Raw genomic sequence first — 26,128 nt, 5'->3', positions numbered from 1 at the left:
GATGCACATGCAACGTGTCCTCTGCGTCAAGGAGCTCTTGCGACATCGCGTATCTCTCGTCGCATCGCTTCTATTCGCCCCGTCGATTTGTTCGCGCCCGACCTGCGAGCCCCTCCGAGACCGCGCATTGATGCTAGGTCGTTACCTTTTGCGGTTTCTGCTGCATGCTGCTTATCGATCGCGTCCCCGACGCCGCGGAGGGGCGCAGGATCGGCCAAGAGCTGGCGATGCGAATTCGCAAGAGGGGGAAGAAAGAAGAAAGATGACGCCCCTATCACCTTCGCCGGCAAGCAGAGCATCGACGGTGACATTACGCAGTCGGAAGCCGGCGCCGGCGAGCGGGTCGGCGTACCCTAGCTCACCTCGTTCAGGACGCTCAGTGCCTATAGTCTGCTCGTGCTCGGCCTTGACATGCAGCGAAGCTTCATTCGCGCCGGACCTTGGTTTCGCACGATCCAATCTGACCTATGCTGACGCCGCAACCGGTTGGTTCGCATCGCCGGCTGAACCGTTAGCGCAGCCGGATTTCCTCAAATCCGCGAGCCGCGCACGCCGGCCAAACCAGCCCTCAGACGTTCTGGGCGAGTATGCGTCAGGAATCGAGAGCGCAGGCCAATCAAAGTGGCCGACCCTGCGGCGATTCCTAGATTGCCAGCGCGTCGCCGGCGAGCCGGGTGGATCAAATTGAATGGGTATAGGCGCTGCGGTTGCGTCGCGTTGCTCGGTTTCAGACACGGGATAGCGGCGGCGCCTCGGCTGTTTGACGGAGACGATCACGCCGCCGCAGTGGGCGGCAGGGCACCGAATTTGGAAATGGCGTCAGGGCAGCATGCGAGCGCTCCAGACCTCACGAAGAGCAAACCCAGGAGTTCAGGCCATGGAATGCAACTTGGCTCCGCCTGAAACAAGCGCAATCGAACGCAGCGGCACCGACCTTGATCGGCGTCCTGAGCCGCCCATCATGGATCGTTTTAGCTTCACGGAATGCGCAAACCAGACGCATTCGCTCAGAGCGCTGTTCGAGCTCCTTGTAAGCTGCGCCACCGAGGAGGGTTTCAGTGAAGTTGCTTATGGCGCCCTCAACTTCGTCGAGCCGCTTCGGCTGGCGGAATATCCACCCCCAACCGTGGCAGTGAAGTGGCCACCAGATTGGTGCGACCGATACTTCAAACGCAAGTATCACACTATCGATCCGGTGGTACGGCGCACGCCGACGCTCTCGCGGCCGTTTTTGTGGGATCAACTCGCCGACCACTATCAACTTCTACCCGATGAGAGACGGGTGCTGGATGAGGCCAGAGAGGCGGGCTTGAAGCATGGCATGAGCGTGCCGTTGTTTGGGCCGCTCGGCCGAGTATCGGTGGTGTCGTTTGCATCTCCATCCGACGATGTTGATCCTCAGGACCGCATCGGGCATCTCAACGCATTGGCTTCGCTCTTTCATACTGCCTATGGCGAGATCGCACGCCCCTGCAATAATGGCGGTGAGAAGAAGGTGGCACTGTCGCAGCGGGAGATCAGTTGCATGCGGTGGGTGGCGGAGGGAAAATCGTCATGGGAAATTGGGATGATCCTGGAAATCAGCGAGAATACCGTCAATTTTCATATCAAGAATGCGATGCGAAAGTTGGGTGCGACCAGCCGGATCCAGGCAATCGTTATGGCGATTCGTCTCAATGTTCTTTGAATTGCTCACTCGAATGGGGAGCAAGCGACGCCAACGGTTCATTGTTGCTCCCGGGTTCCGGCAAGTCTTTGCGCGGCCCATGTTTACTGAAGTTGCAGAGCGCGCACTTCTGTTGAGGCAAGCGATTGCAACTTATCGTCGCGTCGGGGCGGAGCCCTCAACGGGTGTTAGAGCACGGCGCTGCGTTTCATCTGGCCTATGCTTCAGCTTGGACGACTGGTGCTTCGAAAAATCCGGCAGGAGTGCCTGCTGGCTAAAGGGACTTGACGAAAGAACCCCGACCGACTGTCGGGGTTCTCGATTCGACGCCGCAAGCGTGTGGATATCACTATCTGCCAAACGCCGGGCTGAACTTGTAATTGAGCCGTGCCGTGATGAGATCGACGTCCTGGTGGACGCGATCGCCGACACCGGATGTTGGGAAGAGCACGCTGCTGCCCTGCATGAACAAGTGGTCATACTCAACGCCGGCCGACCAGCTCGGCGTGAGGCTGACTTCGACTCCAGCGCCTAGCGCACCACCCCAACGCACATCGTCGTTCCTGGTAATCCCGGCTCCAGTAGTCACTGAATTGATGTGGTAGGTGTTGCTGGTCACCGCAGCACCGCCCTTGGCGTAGATCAGAACGGCATTGATCGCGTAGCCGATGTGACCGGTGAGCAAGCCGAATGCATCCGTCTTGGTGCCAATGACATCTGCGGGGAAGGCGGTGCTGACATTGGAGCCGCTGAAATCGGCCCAGTTGCCCTGACCCTCGATGCCATAGACTGTATTGAAGATCTGCCAACGATAGCCAATCTGGCCACCGACGGTGGCTCCAGCCGCATTGTGGCAGCCCTCGGGGGTGACGCCATTGAAATCCCAGCAATTGTGGCTCGATCCCCAGCCCCCATTGATACCGATATAGTAGCCGGTCCAGTCGGTAATTGGGGCTGCAACCGGCTGCGGGGGCGCCTTGACGTTGAGGGGCTGCGCGGCGAAGTCCGCGCCAAATGCGGGAGCGGCCGCACCGATTGCGCCGATGCATGCAGTCAGAATCAGCAAATTCTTCATTCGAGTGTTGTTCCTTTCGATGCCCCCCGGCGCTGTGCGTCTTAACAACATCGTCGCGAATTGCTGTAACTGCAGCACAACATTGTTTTGGAAGAAATGGGTTGAATCGAACGCTGCGTCAGATTGTTGAGCGCGCATCCATCGCCATGCACAGCCAGACCAAGATGCCCTTCTCCGAGAGGCACGCGCAGTGAGCGAAGATCAATACCGCGCCGATCGTAACTCCTGCACGATCCTCAACGGTTCTGTGCGCCAGAGGAGGAGCCAAAAAAGCTCGGCGCGGCTGGCCTACTTCTAGTAGCTATTTTACTGCGCCGTTGCGGATGCGGCAGCGCTTAACGAGCCATTACGCTGAAGTTGTACAAACTCGTGCCGAGTTTAGGGCATGAGTAGAATCTTCATATGCACAGTGTCGCGCCAAGGAACAGCGAGCTTGTCCGGTCGCGTCGTCGCTTACCCTGGCTTCTAGCTGACTGGCCCAGCGCTTGGAGCTTTGCACCAGCTGCATTGGTTGATAAGCGGTTGGGCGCAGAATAGTCGTGGAGGAATAATTCGACAACGATGTATGGAGCATGCTCATCTGCGACCTAAGATCGCGGAGAGCCGTGACATAGCTGATCGTTCTTGCCGCGGAAGTTATGAGCGATCTTGCTGCTTGCTCGAGGCTGTCAGTTCTGCGCGCAATTTGCGAATCGCCTCGTTCGCCAACTGCAAGGTATTCCGTTCTCCGTTCCTGATCGAACACTCCAGGGAAGCTCGCAATCGGCTATGAAGCACTGTCTTGTGATTATGTGCCAGCAGCGGATCCTTCTCGACAAAGCGCCACGCCTTGTCAAATGCGACGCTCACGAGAACCTCTGGCACCTGCATCTGATTTGATGAGATCTGATCCATCTCAAACTCCAATCGAATTCTAAACACGAAAAAGTGGCGTTTTCGAAGCACCGAGTGCCGGTGGCCTATCAAGCAAGAGATCGGGTCCGCAGGCGCGTTCGCGTATCGAGCTACTCTCGGGGCTACAATGAGGTTTATATAGACGCTTATTGAAGCGGGGATGACCGAACGTCGTAGTGCAAACTCAATTCGAATGATTCTGTATCACTTGAGGCGTGCGAGCGTTGTTGCGCGCTTTGCTAAATTGCCCGAATTGCTTGCAATCGGTGGTGGCCAATCCAAGAAATCAGAAGAGCGGTCCAGATTGGTCGACGCTACGGTCGTTGCGGACGTGCTGACCGTTCACCACATCCGAAACCTCGAAATACGAAGCGCTTGAATCCCAGTATTGTCCGTTTTGTGCGATTCGTCTTCTAGGCGCGTGACACGTTCCGGACAGTGTTTGTTGGCGTTCTGACACGTGTCGACGGCACGGCCGTCTTTCTGTTGTTCGACCCGTGCGCATGGCTGCGTGGCGTGACGTTTTGCTTCAAGTGGTGTGCGGCAGAGAAGACGGCGACGTGATGCGGGCAATTTCGATGATCTTGGTTGGTGTCATCCCGCAAGGCATTGTGGACTGTAGTGCGTTGCGGGATGAAAGAGTGTTGCCGCAACACAAGCGCGGGACCATCGAGGCCAATGTCAAACACTAGACCGGACGAGACAACCGTGCCTGTGCTTCGCCACATACGTCAGCTTCGCGTTCATTCGCTATGGTGGTGGAGTTAGCTGCGGCATATAAGGCACTATAAATACGAAGTACTTGATACAAGAAAGTCCGGCTGAGATGAGAGGCAATCGCGTCTCTCCGGCGCGATAGCACCTCTTCGGACCCGCGGCGATGCGGGACAGTTGCAATATGACGGGGCAACGACTCGTTCGCGAGACGATAGGCCCATTCAATCTTGAGCCTTGCTGCGTACTCGGCGCGCAAAACCTCAGCGCGCCGGCGGCCCAGCTATGAATGGCTTTTCAGCGCGTCGTCAACGGCCGGAGAACACGGAATCGAACGTCACTCCGCTGCACGCGACAGAATTAGCGTGGCGATCTTAATTCGGTTGGCAGGCGTGCGCAGAGCCTCAGGTAAAGCTGCCACTACTTGATCGAAAAGCTGGCCCAAAACCTGAAGGTCCTCTGGATGATAGATGCCGCGGTCCGCCGACATTCGCGCTGTTTGCCCGTCGCCAGTGCGCCCACTGGTCCTTGCATCGTCGAGCTGACCGAGCGCAAGCTCCGCATTTATCATTTCGTTTGTGAGTGCGTTAAGCAGCCGGACCGCTTCGAGCTCGTTGCCGTCTTCGCCAATGAGGGCGGCAACGATGTCCAGTTGCAGGTCGATGCGGTGCTTCAGGTCCTGTATGCGTGAATTGGAAGGGTCGAGTTCCACAGTGTTGCTCCAGAGTAATTAAAAGCAGGGTAGGTTAAGTAAAGAGGTGCGTCCTTTGTCCCGCTCGCGGCGCTGCAGGCGCGTGACGAGAACGAATTGCCGCTGCAGAAAGCTGTGCACGCGTGCAGTCAGTCGCGCACAGCGCATAGAATGAGATGACCACGGTGCAAGTTTGCAGAAAGCGGGTGGAGGCGGCCGGCGCCGAGTAGCACTGAGGGCGCGAGCGGAGTGAGAATCCCTGACCACGATGACGTAGGGGCGCAGGCGCGCGCAGTAATACTGCGAAGCCCGTCTGGTCACGCAAGTCGACAGCAGTGTCTCCTCGTGACCGGAGAAATATGTCTTACAGATGGGGTGGTCAGATAGCTGACAGCCAGGTATCTCCTGGAGGCCGTCGCAGCACCGGCTTGACGGTGTGGGCAGGCGATTCGGGGCGACAGGTCCGGTTCGCCTTGGCCGAGGGCGCAGTTCGCTTGTCCGAAGTCTAGCCGGCGCACGCATGGACCCCAGCCAATAAGACTACGTGAGAGCCAAGCTCCTGGAGCGCCTTTAACATGATGACGATTAGGTCGGCGACTACGCGGTAGGTAGCGCGTGGGACGCTGCGATGCGCCGTCCGACTATATGTGGGCGGCACGTGCCGCGATTTGCAGGATGGGGAAGTCTCATTAGGGATGCAGGCACGCGCGGCGGGGGATGCTCTGCGACTATGCTCAAAGCAAATTGGGTTCATTGTCACACGTGGTTCGTGAAGGGTGCTTTCCGAAAATCGGCGATTGACTATGGGGTATTTGGTTAAGAACGGTAAAATCGAAAGTTTTGATGGGATGCATCCAGCGCGCGGATAGCGCGCGCGATCGAGGTCGATCCGCTCTGCAAGACGCACGAGGTCAGCGGCATATGAACATAGTTGGCTTGACATGCTCGCAGCTCTCCAAATCAGTTCGCGTCACCCGACGACATCGGCCGAGAGGCCGCCACGATGGTGATCGAGGCGATTCAGTCCTCATCGGTCTGTGGACCCCCTGCTGAGTAAGGCAGGAGGCCCTGAATATGCGCCTTCGGCAGGACGGCCGATCATAGATGGAGGTCGCGATGCGCAGCCTCTCTGAGGTGCAAAAATCGGATAGTCATTGTCAGCCAAAACCAGCGATGATTTCGGATCTGATTGTGGTTGCGGTGTATAGAGAAGTTTCCAGCGGGAGATTCCCGAACGCAAGCTGGCAAAGTAGGTAGTTGGCCCCTGCTTCCTCCATCTGGTTAAGAAGGAGCTGTCGGACGGAAGCTGGCGTTCCGACGACGCACAATTCGTTCTCGAGCGCTGCATCGAAGGTCAACGGCAGGTTAGGTGGTGTCGGAATGGCGTTCAGCTCGTAAGCGAATCTAAAGCTTTCGAGCCATCGCTGATAAGCGGTTTCCGCTGCTACATGGGCGTCTCGGTCAGACTGCGCAATCACGACCATGCGGAGCAGACCAAGAAACGGCTCTCGATCGTCCGCGTCTGTCATGCGCGCCCGATGCGAGCGGAACGCATTCGTAATGTTTCGAACAGCAGAGGAGCGGCCTTGGCACGCCAGATTGGCGCCATTTGCAGCGGCCCACTCCGCTGATTCGGTCCGACTGCTCGTGATCCAGGTCGGCGGATATGGATGCTGATGAGGCTTCATGGTCAAAGGTATCTCGCTCAGCTCAAAAAATCGTCCGTGATAGGATAGCGTATGCCCCTTCAGCGCGGCATTTAGGATTTCGCTGGCTTCCTCATAACGCTCTGGCGCCGCGTCCGCGCTGACGCCGAAATAGCCCCATTCGGTTGGCAGGGAGCCACGTCCGATACCGAGCTCGAGCCTGCCGCCGCTCAATTGGTCAAGCATGCAGATCTCTTCGAATGCGCGCAAAGGATGATAGAGGTTGAGCAACAGGACCAGCGGACCAACGCGCAGTCTCTGGGTACGCTGCGCTACGCTTGATAAAAACAGATTCGGCGACGGCCCTCTGCCATGTGGTGTGCAGTGGTGCTCGGCTAGGTGATAAGCGTAAAATCCCAGGGAATCACACACCTCCGCCAACTTGAGGCGATCTTCGTATTGTCGCGCGACATCGCGGCCGTCGTCGTCCAAATGGTCGAAAATGCCGCACGTTAGTCTTGAAGGAGGGCTGTTTTTCACTGATCATCTCCGTTTGTGGAATAGGAGTCCCGGTTGCCTGATGCCGTCGGTCTCAAAGACGGCTCGTTCGCTAATTTGACTGCCTTTGACTCTTCTCGTTGGGTGCAAGCCATGAGCTTGCACGATGCGATTGGGTCATGAGAATCTGCAAATGGCGGTCTGATCACTACTTTGACAGGAGCTCGCGAAGCGCCGCCACACCGAGCATGTGCTCCACCAGAAGCATCTTTCGCCTCACGTTCTCCTCTTCCAGGCCCTCAATCGCTTGGCCGCAGGAACATCCATGCCGCCACACTTGGCTTTCCAATTGTAGATCGCCGCTTCAGAGGTCCTGTGCCTGCGAGCTAGATCGGCCGCTGTCGCGCCAACCTCATGCTCCCTCAATATCGCGATAATGTTCTCTTCCGTGAATCTCGATCGCGATCGCTTCATCTGTCCGCCCTTCTTGGGGCAGGACTTGCGCTCCAGCTGGAGCAAATGGCCAATAAGAGGTCATCTGCCGCGCGCCAGCACGAAGCGTGGGTCGGAGGGTGTTCTGAAAGTTCAAGTTCAGCGGAGTCTGCTGCAACTTCCTGCCTTTCAAGCCCGAAAAGAGGCTTGCCAAGGCCGATTTGCAACAGGGTTGGCACGGATACTATTTGTCGATCATCGGACGTAGCTCATCCCCCGTTGCATCGACATCAGGCAGCTCCGCGAGCGCCGCAGCGAGCGCGAGAAATGCCCCGAAAGCCGCAAGCACAAGAGTGCTCGCGAGTATCGCTTCACCAAGGTCGTGAGGGTGCTTAATCATCTGTGTCACTGGTTGAATTATGGAAGGTTACGCGTCGGCCCGATCAGTTCTGCTCGACGGCTTCAACATGCCCGTCGCGCCAGCGGTAAACGAGAAATCCAGGAGCCGCGTTGTCACCCTTGGAATCAAACAGGACTGGGCCGATCACGGTATCGATCGGCCGCGAACGAAGTGCGTCGGCCACTCGTCGAGCATCGAAAGATCTGGCCCGCTTGACCGCCTCTGCCCATGCTTGGACGGCTGCATAGGCGTAAAGCGTGTAACCCTCGGTTGACAGGTTGGCAGCGTTGAGTTTGGCGGCGATGCCGGCCGCGTTGGCATTCTTGACGGGGTCGGGCATGAAGCTGAACAATGTGCCATTTCCCGCACTGCTGGTAATGGCCCAGAATTCAGACGTCATCAGTGGATCGTTTGCCATGACGATGAGGCCAGCACCTGCCTCTGACGCCTGGCGTACGATCAGTCCAATTTCGGTATGATAGCCGCCGATATAGGCGACCCGCACCCCATCCTTCTTCATTCTTGAGACCAGCGCCGCGTAGTCCTTTTCGCCGGCTACATAGCTTTTTCGAATGACGTGCTCACCGGCTCTCTCAAGCTGTGCCGCAACCACGTCGGCAACGCCCTTACCGGCCGTGCTCTTGTCATCGAGCACTGCGATCGTATCGTTATGGTGATTTGCGTGAATGTACTTAGCTGCAACGAGACCCTGTTGGTCGTCACGACCGCAGATCCGAAACAGCGTCTTAAGGCCACGTTCTGTCAGCTGAGGATTTGTCGAGCCGGGTGACATTTGAATGATGCCTGCTTCGTCGTAGACGTCGGAAGCCGGGATCGACGAAGAAGAGCAAAAATGACCAACGACCAGCCGGACGCGCTCGGTTGTAAGCTTATTCGCAACTGCGACGGCTTGCTTGGGGTCGCAGGCGTCATCGACGACGGTCAATATGAGCTTGGTATCGGGAAATAGGCCCGAGGCGTTCAAGGCATCGACGGCGGCCGCCGTTCCATCGCGCATTTGTGCGCCAAACGCGGCGCTGCTTCCGCTCATGGGACCAGCCACGGCGATATTGACGTCCGAGGCACGTGTAGTCGAGCCGACGGCGCAGAAGAGTAGGGCTGCACTGGCAGCCAAAGCGTAACACCGACCCAACATTGTAGAGCTCCAATGCTCAGCTGAAGTGAACCGCCAGCGCTCGCGGCTCGACTTGCTTCCAGGCCTCGGTGGGATTTCTTCTGCCAAGCGAAGTCATGCGCGTCAGCTGGCCACACCGCGACCACGGTAGAGCCTACAATTTGACGTTACGTGCGGTTCAAGCCCCTTTGTGAAACTATCCGGCCATGGCCTCGGCGCAAAGATCGGCGAGATGCTGCGCGCGTCCCTGCGCCTAAGCCGTCAGTATGGCTGATCCTCAAGTCCGGCAAGGGCTAGGTCGAGATACTGCATGAGAGTAGGATCCCAACCAGCCAGACTGCGGGGAGCACTCAACCGCGCAAGGACCTTCAGGATCGTCGAAACGCGTGAATCGGCTCCGGCGATTTCGCCGATTAGCAATCGCGCTGCAACCGCGACAGCTTTTGCTCGCTCACCACAAGGGTGTTCGCCCCGATCCATGCAATCACGCAGTTCGTCGCGGATCCGCCGCCACCGCTCCTCGCGCTCTGCAGCTAATTTGCACGTACATCGGGACGTCTGACCACGTGTCTCGACCCGAGACATCGCATCCAAGGTGGCAGGCAGTTCATCTACACTTACCTGGATCTCACTGCCCGTCGTCATGTCGCGTAAACGATCTCGCAACAGGGTCGCTCGAGCGACTTGAAGTTCGATCCGTTCCAAATGTTTGCGCAGCAGATCAATGAGGGATGTCGTGCCCTCCATAGCCTTGCGGATCTCGTGAAGGGAGAAGCCAAGCTCACGTAGCGCGCGAATCTGATGAACCCGTTGAACGCTTTCCCGATCGTACATTCGGTGACCGCCGTCTGTACGCTCTGACGCGGCTAAGAGTCCCGTATGTTCATAATGATGCAGCGTGCGTACCGTCACTCCGGTCGCCTCTGCAAGTTCGCCAATGCGCCATCGACGCCGTCGTGGTGTAGCTTTGCTCATGTTGTTCAATTTCAAAGCCTACAACCTGACGTCACGTATGATTCAAGCTATTTCAAAGCTCTAGCTGGATCGTCTTCCATTCCAGCGGAAGAGATGGTGACTATCCTCAGAATGGTTGGCGATCAACCCTTAGGTGAAATGGTGATCAACAAGTTCATCAGGCATGCCAGCCTAGACGCGCCGATCTCTGTACGATCCAAGATGAGTTTGGCGACGGCCGTTTGATTTTCAGGCGTTCGCATCGACGGCGGTAACGCGTTGATTGCGACATCAAAGAGGTTTCCTAAGACAGAGAGTTCTTCCGGATCGAATACGCCGCTGTATTGTTCCAACGTTCGGCTCCTTGCTTGTCATTGCGCCAAGGCAGCGCACGTCGTCAAGACGTTTGGCCGCGGTAGGGCCAAAAGAAGTCAGACCGGCGGCGCGGAGCGATGAAGATGCCGTGCCCTTTAAGGTGATGCGACAAGGCAACACAGGTGCGCGGTGTTTTGCAAAAATCGCACGAGCGATTCCCGTCATCTGTACAATCGGTAGGCACGCGGGTTGCGCGTCATGTGCGGCTCGGCAAAAGCGAATCGGCTCCGTGCATTAGGAGCACTACTGGTTCTGGGCGTGGACGGCGCGCCCCGAGCTGATGTTAGTTTACAGCGCTACAAAGGCGAGGGCTTGGCTTGAGCGAGGCCTCGAGTGCGTGGTGCTCGTTTTTTGGCGTGTAGCCTTCTAAAACAAGCAACAGGCGGACTTGAACCGCCGCCCGCACGTCGGGCGTGATACCAATGTGCGAGCCTCGCAATAACGTCATGATGGCCGCCTGGGCGGCGAAGCCGGGGACGTTCATAAACCGAGAGTGAGTTAAAGCGGGAGAAGTCTAAAGTGCGGCTGTCCAGACATGCAGCCGGATACAAGGTTCGCACACACGTTTCAGGAGTCCTCAAGATAGCCGCGAGGCGACTCTCGTCAAGCTTCCTTCAGTATCCACTTGTTCTGAAGCGCAGATCATGGAGCAATCATCACTCGCAGATGTCATGCGAGCCGCTTCCTGCAACAATATCTCTCGCATCCAGATGCTTTCCGGATCGCTGTTGTGAAGGACAGGCCATTGGACCGCTTCGGTAAAGGTGGGGAACGGCTGCGGAAGCTCGGCAATCCGAAGGGGCATCGTCCTTTCGAAATGCTTAACGAGCCTTAATGGCATGGTCCCTATCCGGCTCGTGCCTACCAGCATGGGCGGGATCATGCCGTAGCTCTGCACGAGAATATCGATGCGTCGGTTGAGGCCGCGATCGAGCAGAAACGACTCCTCGATGGGAGGCTTGCGCGCAACTCCGAGCTTAACCGCAACATGGCCCATCGACATGTATCGATCAAATGTAAGCCGCCGCCGTAGCTGTCCGTTCGTGCCGCAGCCTACGCACACAAGCCTCTCCTCGAACAGGGCTATCCGCGGGTGCGCGCTGGACATGAATAGTTCCGGGAGGATAACAAAATCAAGCTCGCCGCGCCGGAGAAGTTCATCGTGCTCATGAGCGAGCGTCACCAGTTCGAAGCTGACGGCGGGTGCTTCTCGCGCGACACGCTCGACGACATGTCGAAAGAATACGATCGTTATAAAATCAGACAGGCCGATCCTGAACCGCCGCTTCGATCGCGCCGGGTCGAACGCGTCTCGCGTGATAATGGAGATCTGGATGTGCGTCAGCGCCTCGCGAACGGGCGCCGCCAGTCCCTCTGCGCGTGAGGTCGGGACAAGTTCCCGGCCTCTCATCGCAAACAGCTCATCACGGAAATAGGAACGCAGCCGGGCAACGGCTGCGCTCATGGCCGGCTGACTGAGGTTAATCTTGCGTGCGGCTGCGGTAAGGCTGCGCTCGGTCATTAGAGCATCAAGGGCGACGAGAAGATTCAGATCCAGGCCGTTGAAACGCATATCTTATATCCGACGCATTCGTCTTTACAGTGCATACAATGAGCGACAACGGCTGCATCTGAAGCAGTGTCATTGGCTCGCCCGAATCAACTCCGTTCCTCTCGTGCGATTGCAAGAAAGCTCGCGGATCATCGCAGATTGGCGCGCAGTGCGCTCGGACGACGACCTACGGCTCGAGCCCGTCGGGAGCGCGAACCTGATCGAGCTCGTCGATTCCAGGCACTCTCGCAACTCGACTTAGTCGAGTCGCCATCGGCGAGCCAGCCTAAGTGCCTCTCCCGCCAGAGCCATGAGTTTGCCCGATGTGCCCCGTCCGCCAGCGCAGCGTTGGTCAGGAGGCAAAACTACAACCTGACGCAGTGTCGGGTTCAAGCGATTTAATTGGCTTCGCCAAATACCTTCGTACTCGAAAGCTCGCGTCCTTCCGCGATGGCGTCGGACCTTGCTTGCGGTACAAGCGCACTGCACCACGCTTTGTGGGATCGTTAAGCGCACGGGCAAGCAATCTTTCACAATCCCGGGCCGGCTCGCGCGTGCGTTTTGCAGCATGGCCGTCCGGGAAGTTAAAATGACAAGGCAGCCACGTCGAATGATGAGCAGGATATTTGCATCTGCCGGGGCGGCTGCTTGTGGTGGACCTAGCAGCGCCTGCGCGTTGGCGACTCCCGATGCGCAGATCCCATGTTGGATGCCTCCTCCAACAATATCCGCCGCATCCAAATGCTCGCCGGATCGGTATTGTGGAACGCGGGCCACTGCACGGCCTCGGTGAATGTGGGCAGTGGGAGTGGTGGCTCGACGATCCGCAGGGGCATCCGCTTTTCGAAGTGTCTGGCGAGACGTAAGGGCATTGTTCCTATACGGTCCGTGTCCAACAATATGGGCGGAATCAGGCTAAAGCCCTGCACAACGACCTCGATGCGCCTTTTCAAGCCGTGCTCGAGCAAGAACCACTCCTCGAGGTTGGGCCTCAGTGCCCGTCCGAACTTGGCAGTGACGTGCCCCATAGAATTGTATTTCTCGAATGTAAGTGGTCGCAATAGCTGCTTGTTCGTGCGGCATCCCACGCATACGAGGGTCTCATCGAATAGCGTCGCCTTAGGATGCGCGCTCGACATGAACAATTCCGGCAAAATGAGAAAATCGACTTCCCCGCGGCGAAGCAGCTCACCGGGTTCATCGGAAAATGGCAGCAATTCGAAGCGCACCGCAGGCGCCTCCTGCGCCATACGATCGACGATTCTCCGAAAAAATACGATCGTCATGAAATCGGAGAGAATGACCCTGAAGCGTCGGCTCGACTTGGTCGGGTCGAACGCATCCCGAGAAATGATCGAGAGTTGGATGTGCAGCAGGGCCTCGCGAACCGGACCCGCAAGCGCCTCCGCGCCGGGCGTTGGCACGAGCTCGCGACCTCTCATCGTAAACAATTCATCGCGAAAATAGCTGCGCAGCCGCGCGATCGCAGCGCTCATAGCGGGCTGGCTCAGGTTAATCTTGCGCGCAGCCGCGGTGAGGTTGCGCTCCGTCATCAGAGCATCGAGCGCAACGAGAAGGTTTAGATCAAGTCCATTGAACCGCATGTCGTGAGTCTATCCATCGTGTGGATGTGTTCTATCGAAACAATCGATTTTACCAAACTGCGGAATGTTGGATAGCAAACATCAGTTTGGAAAATGAATTAGGTATGCCACGATGGCTATTGGTCGTACGCGGACTCCGAGAAAAACTCCTGGACGTGCGTGCACCTGCCGAATCCGTGTGGGAAGTGGCCATCTGTGCCGCGCGCGCGTTGCGCCTCTTCTAGGTGCGACCATCACGCGCTGCGACGCTAGGCAGGCCCCGATAAACCTTCGTATGCGTGTTCCATCCCTTTCCATATCGGCGGTTTACCCGCGTACACTTGAGGGCCTGCTCAGCCTGACCTTAGTGTCGCGACCAAGCGGCGTTCGCAGATCGCGGATGCCGAATATTTCCGGCGACTGGCCAAATGGCGCGCCTGTCCATCGCAATGCAAGGCGGGTCGAAGATGCATAGGACCGAAGTTGATGTGGTGCTAGCTGCGTGTGCCATCGATGAGCTTTCACGCATCGATGGCCAGCCCTCCGATGCGGTCATGCCCAACCGTCTCATTGGGATGTCCGGGCATATGTCGACCATGGCATTGGCTGGAACGACACGTGCGAGCTGCGCGATCGTCTCGCCGTTAACGATGGCGCCATTCCGCGACGGTCTGCTCTCGCGCGGTCTGGCGAGGAAAGCCGAGCGTGGATGCCGCGCGCCAACACATTCCAGATTGACCAACGGTTCGGCGAATAGCGAGTGTCTTACGTGACCATCTCCGCTCTCATCCCCACTGGCGCAGGGAAGTCCGCCATGAATATTGCCGTGTCCCGGTCTGCGGAAGAGCCTTCCGCGCGCACTCAAGTCCAGTGGAGCCTTCGCTGGGAAAACGAGCTGCAGCTCGCCGATCATGCCGAGCTTGCCGACTTCTTCCGTAAGAGCTATGGGCCGACCGGTGCGTTCAATGCGCAGCCATTCGAGGGTAATCGAAGTTGGGCCGGTGCAAGGCCTGAAGTACGCGTAATCGGTTACGACGCGCGCGGCGTCGCTGCTCATATCGGCCTACTACGCCGCTTCATCAAGATTGATGGCGTTGATCTCCTCGTGGCCGAACTTGGCTTATATGCCGTGCGTCCAGATCTTGAGGGGCTCGGAATCGGCCACTCGATGCGCGTGATGTATCCTGCGCTGCGGGAGTTTGGGGTGCCGTTCGGCTTTGGTACGGTCCGGCCTGCGCTTGAGAAGCATCTCACAAGACTTGTCGGAAGGCAGGGCTTGGCAACCCTCATGTCTGGCATTCGCGTCCGCTCCACGCAGCCAGATGTCTACCCTAATTTGTCGCCGATCCGCGTCGAAGACGTGCTCGTGGTGGTGTTCCCGGTTGGACGCTCAATGGGCGAGTGGCCGGCCGGAACGATTATCGATCGGAACGGGCCCGAGCTGTGAACGAACTCATGCCCCTATCTGCGGTGCGGCGCAACTACGGTGACGTCGGCGGAAGTCGCTCGGTCTACTTAACCTTCGATGATGGGCCCAATCCATTCTGCACGCCGGACGTACTCGATGTGCTGACGCAGCATCGGGTGCCCGCGACGTTCTTCGTTATCGGCACGTATGCGGCCGACCAACCTGAACTCATTCGACGAATGATCGCCGAAGGGCACGAGGTTGCAAACCACACGATGACACATCCCGATCTGTCCAGATGCGAAGCAGCGGAGGTACAGGATGAGGTGCTAACGGCGAGCAGGACAATCCGTTTGGCATGCCCGCAAGCTTTGCCGCGGCACATACGGGCACCCTACGGAATATGGACCGAAGACGTGCTTGCTACGTCAGCCAAGGCTGGCCTCGCAGCTGTGCACTGGTCAGTTGATCCGAGAGATTGGTCGCGCCCTGGGGTTGATGGCATCGTGAATTCGGTGCTGGCGGCTGTTCGCCCGGGTGCAATTGTGCTCCTGCACGACGGGTATCCTCCCGGCGAGGAGAGTTCGTGCACTGACGCCACTTCGCGTGATCAGACGGTGAGGGCGCTGACATATCTGATTCCGGCGCTGCAACTGCGCGGGTTCGAAATCCATCCGCTTCCTCAACTTCACTGAACAAAACTGGCACCCCATGGATCTGCTCGCTACAACCAGCGCTGTCGCCGTTTCGTCTTATGCGCTGCTCTCGACGATATACAAGAGCGCGCAAGCGCTTTACGCTCAGCCGGTCAATCCCTCTTCGCTGCAGAACGATCTCGGACAAGCCGAGGCGGTTCTGCCCAGCGTAGATGTCATCGTGCCCTGTTTCAATGAGGACCCACACACACTCTCCGAATGCCTCGCGTCGATTGCAAGCCAGGACTACGCTGGAAAACTGCAGGTCGTTGTGATCGACGACGGGTCCGCAAATCGCGATCTTGTGGGGCCTGTACACAAAACCTATGCGAGCGATCCGAGGTTTCGCATCATCTTGCTGGCCAAGAACGTCGGAAAACGCAAGGCGCAGATTGCCGCGATACGCAGCTCTTCCGGCGATCTGGTCCTAAACGTCGACTCGGACACGATACTTGCCGCCGACGTGGTCACGAAGCTTGTATTAAAGATGCAGGACGCTGACGTCGGCGCGGCCATGGGGCAGTTGATAGCGAGCAATCGCAACGAAACCTGGCTGACCAAGCTGATCGATATGGAATACTGGTTGGCTTGCAACGAAGAGCGCGCGGCGCAGGCACGCTTCGGCGCGGTGATGTGCTGCTGCGGCCCATGTGCCATGTATCGTCGCTCTGCGCTCGCCTTGCTGCTTGATCAATACGAAACACAATTCTTCCGTGGAAAGCCAAGCGATTTCGGCGAGGATCGTCATCTAACGATCCTCATGCTCAAGGCGGGGTTTCGAACCGAGTATGTCCCCGACGCGATCGCAGCAACAGTGGTGCCGGACAGCCTTGGGCCATATCTGCGACAGCAACTTCGCTGGGCTCGCAGTACCTTTCGGGACACGTTTCTGGCGTTGCGCCTGCTGCCCGAGCTGGATCGCTATCTCACGCTCGACGTTGTCGGACAAAATCTCGGCCCCTTGCTTCTCGCTTTGTCATCACTGGCTGCGCTCGCACAGTTCATCATCGGCGGGTCGGTGGCCTGGTGGACGGTGTTGACGATTGCGGCGATGACGATGGTTCGGTGCAGCGTGGCAGCGTTCCGTGCTCGCGATATGCGGTTTCTCGGCTTCTCGCTCCACACACCAATCAATATCTTTCTCTTGCTGCCATTGAAAGCCTACGCGCTTTGTACATTGAGCAATAGCGATTGGCTGTCGCGCAAAGTCACCGTGCAAAGCACGGGAGAAAAGAAGGCCATCATCCCGCATCCGATTGCCGGAACAGGTCCCGCAAGAAGTGGGGTGAGCTCTAGCGCAATTCGCAAGCCCGGGCTTTCGCACCGTCCATCGGGCTTGGCCGCCACCGACGGTGTTTGCGGTCGTGATTGATCGAGCGTCTACAAATAGGTTGAATGACCAGTGACACCGGACAAGAACTATCAGCTGTTGGAGCGCGAATTGGCCGTCGATGATCCATGGCGGCTCGACAGCAATTCGTTCGAGCAGGAGCGATACGCGCAAATGCTCCGGATGTCGCGTTACAACGGTGACGTTGTGCATGCCCTCGAAGTCGGATGTGCAGCCGGCGCCTTCACCGAAATGCTGGCGCCGCACTGCGAACGGGTCACCGTGGTCGATGTCATGCCGCAGGCGATCGAACGTGCTCGCCAACGGGCCAAAAGGTGGTCGCATATCACGTGGATTACCTGCGACATTCAGCGGTTCTCGACCGCTGAGCAGTTCAATCTGATCGTGGTGGCCGAGGTTCTTTACTACCTCAAGGACATCGCCGAGATGCACGCAGCCATCCGCAATCTGGTGGATATGCTTGCACCAAACGGCACCCTGGTGTTCGGATCTGCGCGTGATGCCACGTGTCGACGTTGGGGGCATGCCGCCGGTGCTGAAACGGTGATTTCTCTCTTCAATCAGAGTCTATCTGAAGTCGAGCGTCTGCATTGCCATACTGAATCGGTCAACGAAGATTGTTTAATCGTCCTGTTTCGGAAGCCGACTAACTCGTCAGAACAACCAAATCGCGGTCATTAGGCCAGGGGGTCGTATGCGCATCTGCGGCATCAAGTTAACACATGACGGGGCAATCGCTGTCGTCGAGGACGGGAAACTTGTCTTTTGTACCGAGCAAGAGAAGCGCGGCAACAATCCGCGGTATCAATCCGTCGATAACCTCGATGCAGTCGTGCTCGCGTTGGCCGAGCATGGCCTCGATCCACGAGACATTGATCAGTTCGTCATCGACGGCTGGGATGGGGAGATCGAGTCGCAGTTCCAGGTTCTCAGTGGGGCGGTTCCGATCGCGTTGAAGGGGGCGCCATATGTCGAGCGCCATGCCGAGGGCCTTCTAGATTCGGTCGATGGCTATGGCCTGATCCTCGGCGGCAAGGTGTTTCCCTACAAGAGTTACCCGCACGTCACGGGCCACGTCGCCTCGGCCTACAGCACCAGCCCGTTTGCCAGTGCCGGAAAGCCCGCGCTCTGTCTGGTATGGGATGGCTGCATCTTTCCACGTCTCTACTATGTCGAACCTCGAGGCGCGCGGCTCATTGCCAGCCTGTTTCCGATGATCGGTCATGCCTATGCTGCCGCGGGCCTTCATTTCGGGCCTTACAGGCAGCCGAATCGCACCAATTGGGACTTGGGCATCGCCGGCAAGTTGATGGCTTATATTGCGCTTGGCTCTGTCGACGAAGCCATCGTGGCTGTGTTTCAGGAGCTTTACGAAAAGCGCTTCGCTGCGGATACAGAGCAGGCCCGTCGCTACCGCGCTGACATCAACAATGCGGAGGCGTCGCTTGCCGCTGTGCACGACTTTTTCGAGGCGAGCGCGCTGCGCCTGACGGCCAAGCGAGGCGAAGACGTCCTTGCGTCGTTTCATGTGTTCCTGGAACGTCTTCTTGTCCGGGAAATCGCGATGGTTCTGCTACGGCACTCGTCGCTTCCGGGCGCGCGAAACCTATGCGTAGCCGGAGGGTGCGGGCTCAATATCAAGTGGAACAGTGCGCTTCGCGCGACGGGATTGTTCGATGATGTCTGGGTGCCGCCGTTTCCAAATGACAGCGGCTCGGCAATTGGCGCTGCTTGCAGCGCGATGGCGGCACAAAAGGGGTTCGGGCCGCTGGAATGGTCGGTCTACAGTGGTCCGGCGCTGCGGGCCAGCGAAATCCCGCCAGAATGGGAGGCTACGCCATGCACTCTGCGTGAGCTAGCGGCCATTCTCGCCGACAACAAGCCCATAATCTTCCTTTCGGGACGCGCCGAGCTTGGGCCGCGGGCGTTGGGTGGCAGAAGCATTCTCGCAGCGGCGACCTCGCCGGCAATGAAGGATCATCTCAACGACATCAAGCGCCGCGAGCATTTCCGGCCGGTGGCGCCGATTTGCCTGGAGGATCGGGCGCCGGAGATCTTCAGCCCCGGGACGCCAGATCCTTATATGCTGTTCGATCACCTGACCCGGGCGGAGTGGCGCGATAAGGTCCCTGCTATCGTCCATCTGGACGGCTCTGCGCGGTTGCAGACAGTCGCCCGCAACTCTCCGCACAAAATCGCAGAGCTGCTCGTCGAGTTCGAACAGCTCACGGGCATTCCGCTGCTTTGCAATACGAGTGCAAACCTCCACGGACGAGGATTCTTCCCGGACGCGGCCGCCGCCTGCCAATGGGGGCGCGTAGAGCATGTGTGGTGCGACGGTCTGCTCTGGACCAAGATGGTCGTAAGCAAGCCAACGTCCGCTGAACGGCTTCAGTCCGCCTAGGATGAACATGTCCAGCGCAGCAATCGACCTTGCCGGCGTAAGAAAATCATTTGGCGACAAGATCATCGTCGATGAGTTGTCGTTCTCGGTTGCGCGCGGAGAATGCTTCGGCCTGCTCGGGCCAAATGGAGCCGGCAAGAGCACGATTGCACGTATGCTGCTCGGGATGATCGCGCCGGACGCGGGCAAGATTACAGTCCTCAACGAGCCTGTGCCTGCCCGCGCTCGGGTAGCACGTGTGCGCATTGGCGTTGTGCCGCAGTTCGATAACCTCGAACTCGAGTTCACCGTACGCGAGAATCTGCTGGTATTTGGCCGCTACTTCGGCATGAGTGCTCGCAAGGTCGAGACGATTGTACCCTCGTTGCTCGAGTTTGCGCGGCTCGAAAGTAAGGCGGACGTGCGCGTCGCGCACCTGTCGGGCGGCATGAAGCGTCGGCTGACATTGGCGCGTGCCCTGATCAATGATCCGCATCTGCTTGTGATGGACGAGCCCACGACCGGCCTGGATCCGCACGCGCGCCACCTGATCTGGGAACGTTTGCGCGTTCTGCTTGCGCGGGGCAAGACAATCCTGCTCACCACTCACTTCATGGAAGAAGCCGAACGCCTATGCGATCGTCTTTGCGTGCTCGAGAGTGGACGCAAGATCGCCGAAGGAAAGCCGGACGTCTTGATCGACGAGCATATCGGATGCGACGTGATCGAGATCTATGGCGGTGATCCACATGAGTTCGGTGAACTGCTCAAGCCTTATGCTCGGCACATCGAAGTGAGTGGAGAGACGCTGTTTTGCTATGCGCCCTATCCGGAGCAGGTACGTGTGCAACTGCGCGGCCGAGCGGGTCTTCGCATTCTGCAGCGGCCGCCGAATCTTGAAGACGTGTTCTTGCGGTTGACCGGGCGCGAGATGGAGAAATGAGCGATGGGTGAAAGCTATGCGGCGTTGATGCCGGCTAACGCGTACAACTGGATCGCGGTATGGCGTCGAAACTTCCTGGCATGGAGGAAAGTCGCACTCGCATCGGTTCTCGGCAACCTCGCAGATCCCATAACCAACCTGTTCGGTCTTGGCTTTGGTCTTGGGCTAATCGTGGGCCGCGTTGAAGGGACTTCGTACATCGCGTTTCTGGCAGCCGGCATGGTCGCGACCAGCGCCATGACGTCCGCGACCTTTGAAACGATGTATGCAACCTTTGCTCGGATGGATGCCAAGCGAACCTGGGAAGCAATCCTGTCCACACAACTCACGCTTGGCGACGTCGTTCTCGGCGAATTGGTGTGGGCGGCCAGCAAGTCCGTTCTGGCAGGAGCAGCAATCGGGATTGTCGCTGCGACGCTGGGTTACGCGTCCTGGGCGTCCATTTTGTATGCGATGCCGATGGTCGCCCTGACCGGCCTTGTCTTCGCAAGTTTGGCGATGGTCGTCATATCTCTTGCGCCAAGTTACGACTACTTCGTGTTTTACCAGACGCTAATCCTGACACCCATGGTGTTTCTGTGTGGCGCAATCTTTCCGATGAGCCAACTGCCGAGTTCCTTTCAGCAGGTCGCCGGCTTGTTGCCGCTGGCGCATTCGGTCGACCTCATTCGCCCGGCGATGCTGGAGAGTGCGGACAGCGGCAGGGCCGTCTTCCATGTCGGTGCGCTCTGCATGTACGCGGTATTACCTTTCTTTGTGTCGACGGCATTGTTCCGGCGCCGCCTGCTGCGTTGACGAGATTCGCAATGCTCTCTGTATTGGCGGCAACGCGAGTTGCCACAGGAACAGCTGCAATGGCTTTAGAAGAACGCGATCATTCCCAGGTGCACGCCGCCGGATCGATCGAGCTGTGCGAGAACGCCGAGCACCTCAATAGGTCGAGCCGGCTCGGCGCCGGGTCGGGCTTCGCAAGAGCATTGGTTGTGCTGCCTGGCCCGCGTGGCCGAAAGGGCGTGACAGTACAGACGATTTAGTTGGGGAGGGCGGTTCGCTTTCCCGTCATGATCAAATGGAGAGAAAGATGTTGTGTCTCGGAGTGAGTGGCGGTCTGGACAGAATCTATCAAAGCTCGCCCGAACTGCCCAACACATTTCTGCACGATGGCGCCGCGGTGCTCGTGCGGGACGGCCGTGTGCTTGCTGCTGTCGAAGAGGAGCGCCTCAATCGAGTCAAGCACTCCAACAAGTTCCCAAGCAACTCGATCCGATACTGCCTTTCAACTGCAGGAGTTGAGCTTGCCGAGATCGACCGCATCGCGTTCTACGCGACTGAAGCCTACTGCAATGCCATGCTCGAGCGGCTGTTTGTTTCTCAGCCCGTGCCGTTGGACGCCAAACTGTTGCTACGTCAGCTGCTGGCAAGGGAGTTCGGCACCGAGGTCGATGCGTCGCGCGTGTACTTCGTTAATCACCATGAAGCACATGCCGCGAGCGCGTTTGCCATGTCTGGGTTTGAGCAAAGTCTCATCTTTGCGGTCGACGGCGGCGGAGATTTTCTCTCAGGTCTGCTGGCGGTGGGGACCGGCACCGAAGTGTCGCAACTCGTAAGCTTCCCAGAACATAACTCTCTGGGGCTGTTCTATCTCGAGACGATCCGTTATCTCGGCTACGGGTTGTTCGACGAGTATAAAGTGATGGGGCTTGCTCCCTATGGTGACCCTGCTCCCTATCGCGAGCTCTTCGCGCAGTTCTACGAATTGTTGGACAACGGTGGCTATCGGGTCCATCTGGACCGAATCGGTCCGGCCTTGATCCGCAGTATCCAGGTCCGGCGAAAGGGAATGGCATTCACGCAGCAGCATCGAGATGTCAGCGCTTCGCTGCAGGAAGCGCTGGAGCGAATCATCTTTCACATCCTGCGGCATCATCGCGATGCGACGGGCATGAAGCGCTTGTGCCTGGCGGGAGGCGTAGCCCACAATTGCACGATGAACGGTAAGCTGCTCTATTCGGCGCTTTTCGACGACATCTTCGTCCAGCCCGCCGCGCACGACGCCGGTTGCGCACTCGGCGCTGCATTGATGATGTCAAACGAGCTGGGTCGGCCCGCGCCGCGCGAGCGATTGTCGGACGTCTATTGGGGACCCGATCTCGGGACCGAGCAAGCCATAGAACAAGAGCTCAATGCATGGCCTGGCCACCTCGATTTTCAACGTTGTGATGACATCGCAGCCAGTGCAGCCGACTGGATGGCAAATGGCGCAGTCATCGGCTGGGTTCAGGGCCGATCTGAGTTCGGGCCACGTGCGCTTGGCAACCGCAGCATTCTCGCCGACCCGCGGCCGGCGGAAAACAAGAACCGCATCAATGCCATGGTTAAGAAGCGCGAGGGCTATCGTCCGTTTGCGCCGTCAGTGCTGGAGGAGGATGCAAGCGAGTTCTTTGAGCTCCCAGGCGGCAAGCGGGAGTTTCCCTTCATGAACTTCGTGGTTCGTGTGCGTGCGGCCCACCATAGCGTGCTCGGTGCGGTCACGCACGTTGATGGGACTGCTCGGCTGCAAACGGTCTCGCGCAACACAAACCCTGCCTATTGGGATGTCATTAACGCATTCAAGAAGCGAACCGGCATCCCGGTTCTTCTAAACACGTCCTTTAACAACAATGCCGAGCCGATCGTCGATTCCGTTTCAGACGCCATCGTCACGTTCTTGACGACCGACCTGGACGGACTTGTAGTTGGGCCATTCCTCGTCAAGAAGCGGCCGGCAACGCTGCAGGATTGGTGTACACTGAGCGTTTCATTGCCTCCGTATGCATCCCTTCATCGTATTCGCTCCTACACAGCCGATGATCGTCAGGAAACGGTTTCCGAGATCCGTATGGGACATTCGGGGCGCGAGAGCATGCGTATCTCGCATGAGCTCTTCGACCTGCTGATGCGGATCGAGGGGGAGGCCTCGCTCGGCTGGCTTCTCGACACAACAATGTTGGACCAGCCCAAGCGCGAAGGTCTCGTGAAGGAACTGCGACTCCTGTGGGAGCAGCGCGGCGTTCGGTTGCATCCGCTACGCGCTGCTTGCGTCTGCAGTAGAGCGCAAAGCGGAGCATAACCGGCGATCATGAGTATCGACTGGCTATGCCTCCATGTACAGGCGGCTGGGCCGAGGTGGATTAGGGGCACAATAGGCATCCGGTTGAAATCGGGTATATCGGCGCAAAAGCTCTGAATGGATAAGCGTTGACAGAACCCGCCACGAGGATAGCGCTGCTATGAAGTTCTACCGACGCAGCTCGCGAGCAGCACAAGCGGCGGCCATAACATCGGCCAAGACCATATGTGAGGTGTCTCCAATGACGTCTCTTGTTCAACCAGGAGCCCGGAAGGAGGCAATGCAGATGCTTGGCGGTCCGAAGAATGATCGGTTCGTTGTGTCCCGGCGACGTACGGGCTTGGGCGACTGCCTGTGGTCGCTGGCGGCGGCTTGGCGGTTTGCGCAGCGGACCGGACGGAACCTGGTCATCGATTGGCGGGGGTCTTGCTATCTCGAGCAACCATTCACTAACGCCTTTCCGGTCTTCTTCGAGCCAGTTCAAGACATTGCTGGCGTACGGGTGATCTGCGACGACCAGATCAATCAGCGCTCATTTCCGGGACCTTTCTTCCCGGGATGGTGGAATAGGCCAACTATTGATTGCGCCTATCGGCCGGACGAGCAGATTTTTCGGGAACGCGATGAACTCGATCAGCTGTTCCAAAGTCAGCAAGATTGCGATGCAAATACGATTGTGTGTGACGCCTGCCTGATGTGGCGCTGCGATGAAGAGGCTGAACGAGAGATCTTTCGGAGCATCAAGCCGCGATCTGAAGTTCAGGGGCGGATTGATGCCATCTTCCGTGAGCACTTTGAGCCGTACAGCGTGATCGGCATTCATGTTCGGCACGGCAACGGCGAGGATATTATGGGGCATGCGCCCTACTGGGCTGATCCCGAGCGCGCCTTGCGACAGGTCTGTAATGCGATCGACACGGCCAAGGCGTTATCGCATGAAAAGCCTGTTAGGGCTTTCCTGTGCACGGACAGCGCGCTCGTCCTTGAAAAGGTGTCAGCAATGTTTCCCGACGTTTTCACGATTCCAAAGCGCTTCCATGCGCCTCAGGCCGGACCTTTGCACAGCGCGGCGCTCGGAGCCGAGGGCGGATTTTCCGCTCTCATCGAGATGTATCTCCTTGCGCGATGCGACACTGTGATCCGGTTCCCGCCGACCAGCGCTTTCACGCGTTATGCGCGCCTCTTTGCGCCACGCGTTATAGAATTCGATTTGAACGATCCGAGCCGATTGATCTTGATTGAAGAAGCCTCACAAGAGCTGGTGTCTTCATGAAGGTTGTGACCCGCCTCATCGATCTGATGGCGGCTTTTTGCATCAAGCTGTCCTGCCACTATGTTTCGGGGCGGCAATTGATTGCTCAAACCGACGCTCCAACATGCCCTTGCCCTGGAGAGAAAACCTAACGTGTGAAGTTGGTACGTCAGGTTTCGTTTCGTATCGAGACGGCTACTGGGTGTCTCCGCCATCCTGACCAATCGTTGCCTCGACGAGTAGGATTCTTTATCCGCTCGCTCCTTATTGCGCGATCACGAGAGCGCAGCTTGATGTCAGGTCCTAGCAGTGACCGAGTTTGCTTCAGGCATTGTGTGGGTGATGCACCGTCGATGTCGCAAAGCACACGCACCATGTCTCGAATCGGCCAAGTTTTTGGCGTGCGCGACATTAGGACGCAAAACCGGAGCGTCTTTGCGTGCATCGTAGTGGCCCAAATCCTGCTACGCGTTTGCCAGCGGCGCTACATCAGAGGAGGCGGGCGTGGGTCTCGATCTGCCAAATGACGATCTGGTCGCAGGTCCGCTGCCCGAGACACATTTGGGCTGTCCCTTTCGCGTCGATAAAGCCCGCCTCCACCAGGGAGAGCAGAAGGCGATGTTGCTGACTGGGGCATCGCGCGGAATTGGGCATGCCACTGCCAAGCTGTTTTCGGAGGCAGGTTGGCGCATCATTTCTTGCGCGCGCCAGCCGTTCGATGGCGAGCGGTGCCCGTGGGACTCCGGGCGCGAGGATCATGTCCAGGTCGACCTTAGCGATCATCAAATGCTGCCGCGCTTGGTCGCGCAGGTCAAGGAACGCTTGGCGGGCGCACCCTTGCACGCACTAGTGAACAATGCCGGCATCTCGCCGAAGACGTCCGATGGTGACCGGCTGACGTCGTTGACGACGTCAACCGAAATCTGGATGAGAGTGTTTCATCTGAATCTCGTGGCCCCGATCCTGCTGGCGAAGGGCTTATTCGACGAGCTAAGGGCCGCGTCAGGATCGATTGTCAACGTGACGTCGATCGCTGGTTCGCGGGTGCACCCGTTCGCCGGCAGCGCCTATGCGACGTCGAAGGCTGCGCTTGCGAGTCTCACACGCGAAATGGCCCATGATTATGCGCCGCATGGCGTTCGCGTGAACGCGATCGCGCCCGGTGAGATCAGGACGGACATGTTGTCGCCCGACACGGAAGCGCGTCTCGTGCCAAACATCCCGCTGCGCAGAGTGGGCACACCCGACGAAGTGGCCAAGGTCATCTTCTTCCTATGTTCGGATGCCGCAAGCTATGTTACGGGGGCCGAGGTGCCGATCAATGGTGGGCAACATCTGTGACTAGAGCAAGCCTGGCAACGTCGCTGATTTG

At 58.1% G+C, this 26,128-nt stretch carries 20 protein-coding genes and 1 pseudogene; 11 read left to right on the top strand and 10 right to left on the bottom strand.

Annotated features, from left to right (window positions below; translation table 11 throughout):
- Window positions 1-961 precede the first annotated feature (961 nt).
- Window positions 962-1,687 (top strand): helix-turn-helix transcriptional regulator, encoded by a 726-nt coding sequence (locus CI41S_RS15830; protein ID WP_139486276.1) that lies wholly within the window; start codon window positions 962-964, stop codon window positions 1,685-1,687.
- A 328-nt stretch (window positions 1,688-2,015) separates the two neighbouring features.
- On the opposite strand, the gene CI41S_RS15825 is transcribed toward CI41S_RS15830, so the two are convergent.
- The 10 genes and pseudogenes from CI41S_RS15825 to nodD1 all read right to left on the bottom strand — a co-directional run bounded on the left by CI41S_RS15825 (window position 2,016) and on the right by nodD1 (window position 13,636).
- The gene (locus tag CI41S_RS15825; RefSeq protein ID WP_139860238.1) at window positions 2,016-2,741 is read right to left on the bottom strand and encodes an outer membrane protein; all 726 of its coding nucleotides are present in this window, start codon (window positions 2,739-2,741) and stop codon (window positions 2,016-2,018) included.
- A gap of 636 nt (window positions 2,742-3,377) precedes the next feature.
- Complete coding sequence (locus CI41S_RS15820; RefSeq protein ID WP_139486112.1) at window positions 3,378-3,635, bottom strand: hypothetical protein; 258 nt, start codon at window positions 3,633-3,635, stop codon at window positions 3,378-3,380.
- 1,051 nt (window positions 3,636-4,686) lie between these two features.
- Window positions 4,687-5,061, bottom strand: a complete 375-nt coding sequence (locus CI41S_RS15815) for a NolY (protein WP_139486111.1) — start codon at window positions 5,059-5,061, stop codon at window positions 4,687-4,689.
- Between the two features lie 1,136 nt (window positions 5,062-6,197).
- Window positions 6,198-7,226, bottom strand: a complete 1,029-nt coding sequence (locus CI41S_RS15805) for an LLM class flavin-dependent oxidoreductase (protein WP_139486109.1) — start codon at window positions 7,224-7,226, stop codon at window positions 6,198-6,200.
- Window positions 7,227-7,395: 169 nt separating this feature from the next.
- Window positions 7,396-7,658, bottom strand: a pseudogene (locus tag CI41S_RS15800) (transposase); the annotation flags it as partial.
- 401 nt (window positions 7,659-8,059) lie between these two features.
- A complete protein-coding gene (locus CI41S_RS15795) occupies window positions 8,060-9,067 on the bottom strand; it encodes a branched-chain amino acid ABC transporter substrate-binding protein (RefSeq protein ID WP_347339250.1) in 1,008 nt (335 codons plus the stop codon).
- 345 nt (window positions 9,068-9,412) lie between these two features.
- Window positions 9,413-10,126, bottom strand: coding sequence for a MerR family transcriptional regulator (locus CI41S_RS15790; protein ID WP_172627121.1), 714 nt, complete (start codon window positions 10,124-10,126; stop codon window positions 9,413-9,415).
- 122 nt (window positions 10,127-10,248) lie between these two features.
- Window positions 10,249-10,458: a hypothetical protein gene (locus CI41S_RS15785; protein WP_139486106.1), complete on the bottom strand. Its 210-nt coding sequence runs from the start codon at window positions 10,456-10,458 to the stop codon at window positions 10,249-10,251.
- A gap of 599 nt (window positions 10,459-11,057) precedes the next feature.
- Window positions 11,058-12,053 (bottom strand): transcriptional regulator NodD2, encoded by a 996-nt coding sequence (nodD2, locus tag CI41S_RS15780; RefSeq protein ID WP_139486105.1) that lies wholly within the window; start codon window positions 12,051-12,053, stop codon window positions 11,058-11,060.
- Window positions 12,054-12,691: 638 nt separating this feature from the next.
- Complete coding sequence (gene nodD1 / locus CI41S_RS15775) at window positions 12,692-13,636, bottom strand: transcriptional regulator NodD1 (RefSeq protein ID WP_139486104.1); 945 nt, start codon at window positions 13,634-13,636, stop codon at window positions 12,692-12,694.
- A 793-nt stretch (window positions 13,637-14,429) separates the two neighbouring features.
- Between nodD1 and CI41S_RS15770 the strand changes: the two genes are divergently transcribed.
- From CI41S_RS15770 to CI41S_RS15725, 10 genes are all read left to right on the top strand, one after another.
- On the top strand, window positions 14,430-15,062 hold the full coding sequence (locus tag CI41S_RS15770; RefSeq protein ID WP_139486103.1) for a NodA family N-acyltransferase: 633 nt from the start codon (window positions 14,430-14,432) through the stop codon (window positions 15,060-15,062).
- A complete protein-coding gene (gene nodB / locus CI41S_RS15765) occupies window positions 15,059-15,718 on the top strand; it encodes a chitooligosaccharide deacetylase NodB (RefSeq protein ID WP_172627106.1) in 660 nt (219 codons plus the stop codon). Before CI41S_RS15770 ends, nodB begins: the two co-directional genes overlap by 4 nt.
- 16 nt (window positions 15,719-15,734) lie before the next feature.
- Window positions 15,735-17,090 (top strand): chitooligosaccharide synthase NodC, encoded by a 1,356-nt coding sequence (nodC, locus tag CI41S_RS15760; protein ID WP_139860232.1) that lies wholly within the window; start codon window positions 15,735-15,737, stop codon window positions 17,088-17,090.
- A gap of 30 nt (window positions 17,091-17,120) precedes the next feature.
- Window positions 17,121-17,750: a nodulation methyltransferase NodS gene (gene nodS, locus CI41S_RS15755; protein WP_139860230.1), complete on the top strand. Its 630-nt coding sequence runs from the start codon at window positions 17,121-17,123 to the stop codon at window positions 17,748-17,750.
- 13 nt (window positions 17,751-17,763) lie between these two features.
- Window positions 17,764-19,473: a nodulation protein NodU gene (nodU, locus tag CI41S_RS15750; protein ID WP_139860228.1), complete on the top strand. Its 1,710-nt coding sequence runs from the start codon at window positions 17,764-17,766 to the stop codon at window positions 19,471-19,473.
- A gap of 1 nt (window position 19,474) precedes the next feature.
- Complete coding sequence (nodI, locus tag CI41S_RS15745) at window positions 19,475-20,395, top strand: nodulation factor ABC transporter ATP-binding protein NodI (RefSeq protein WP_139860226.1); 921 nt, start codon at window positions 19,475-19,477, stop codon at window positions 20,393-20,395.
- Window positions 20,396-20,398: 3 nt separating this feature from the next.
- Window positions 20,399-21,190 (top strand): ABC transporter permease, encoded by a 792-nt coding sequence (locus tag CI41S_RS15740; protein ID WP_139860224.1) that lies wholly within the window; start codon window positions 20,399-20,401, stop codon window positions 21,188-21,190.
- A gap of 286 nt (window positions 21,191-21,476) precedes the next feature.
- Entirely contained in the window at window positions 21,477-23,504 is a 2,028-nt protein-coding gene (locus CI41S_RS15735; protein ID WP_139486097.1) for a carbamoyltransferase family protein, read from the top strand.
- 160 nt (window positions 23,505-23,664) lie between these two features.
- The gene (locus tag CI41S_RS15730) at window positions 23,665-24,777 is read left to right on the top strand and encodes a nodulation protein NodZ (protein WP_139860221.1); all 1,113 of its coding nucleotides are present in this window, start codon (window positions 23,665-23,667) and stop codon (window positions 24,775-24,777) included.
- 483 nt (window positions 24,778-25,260) lie between these two features.
- Window positions 25,261-26,097, top strand: a complete 837-nt coding sequence (locus CI41S_RS15725) for an SDR family NAD(P)-dependent oxidoreductase (RefSeq protein ID WP_139860219.1) — start codon at window positions 25,261-25,263, stop codon at window positions 26,095-26,097.
- Window positions 26,098-26,128: the final 31 nt, after the last annotated feature.

Origin of the sequence: Bradyrhizobium ivorense (genome assembly GCF_900696085.1) — a bacterium.
GTDB lineage: Bacteria > Pseudomonadota > Alphaproteobacteria > Rhizobiales > Xanthobacteraceae > Bradyrhizobium > Bradyrhizobium ivorense.
This window is presented reverse-complemented; position numbering and strand designations above follow the sequence as displayed.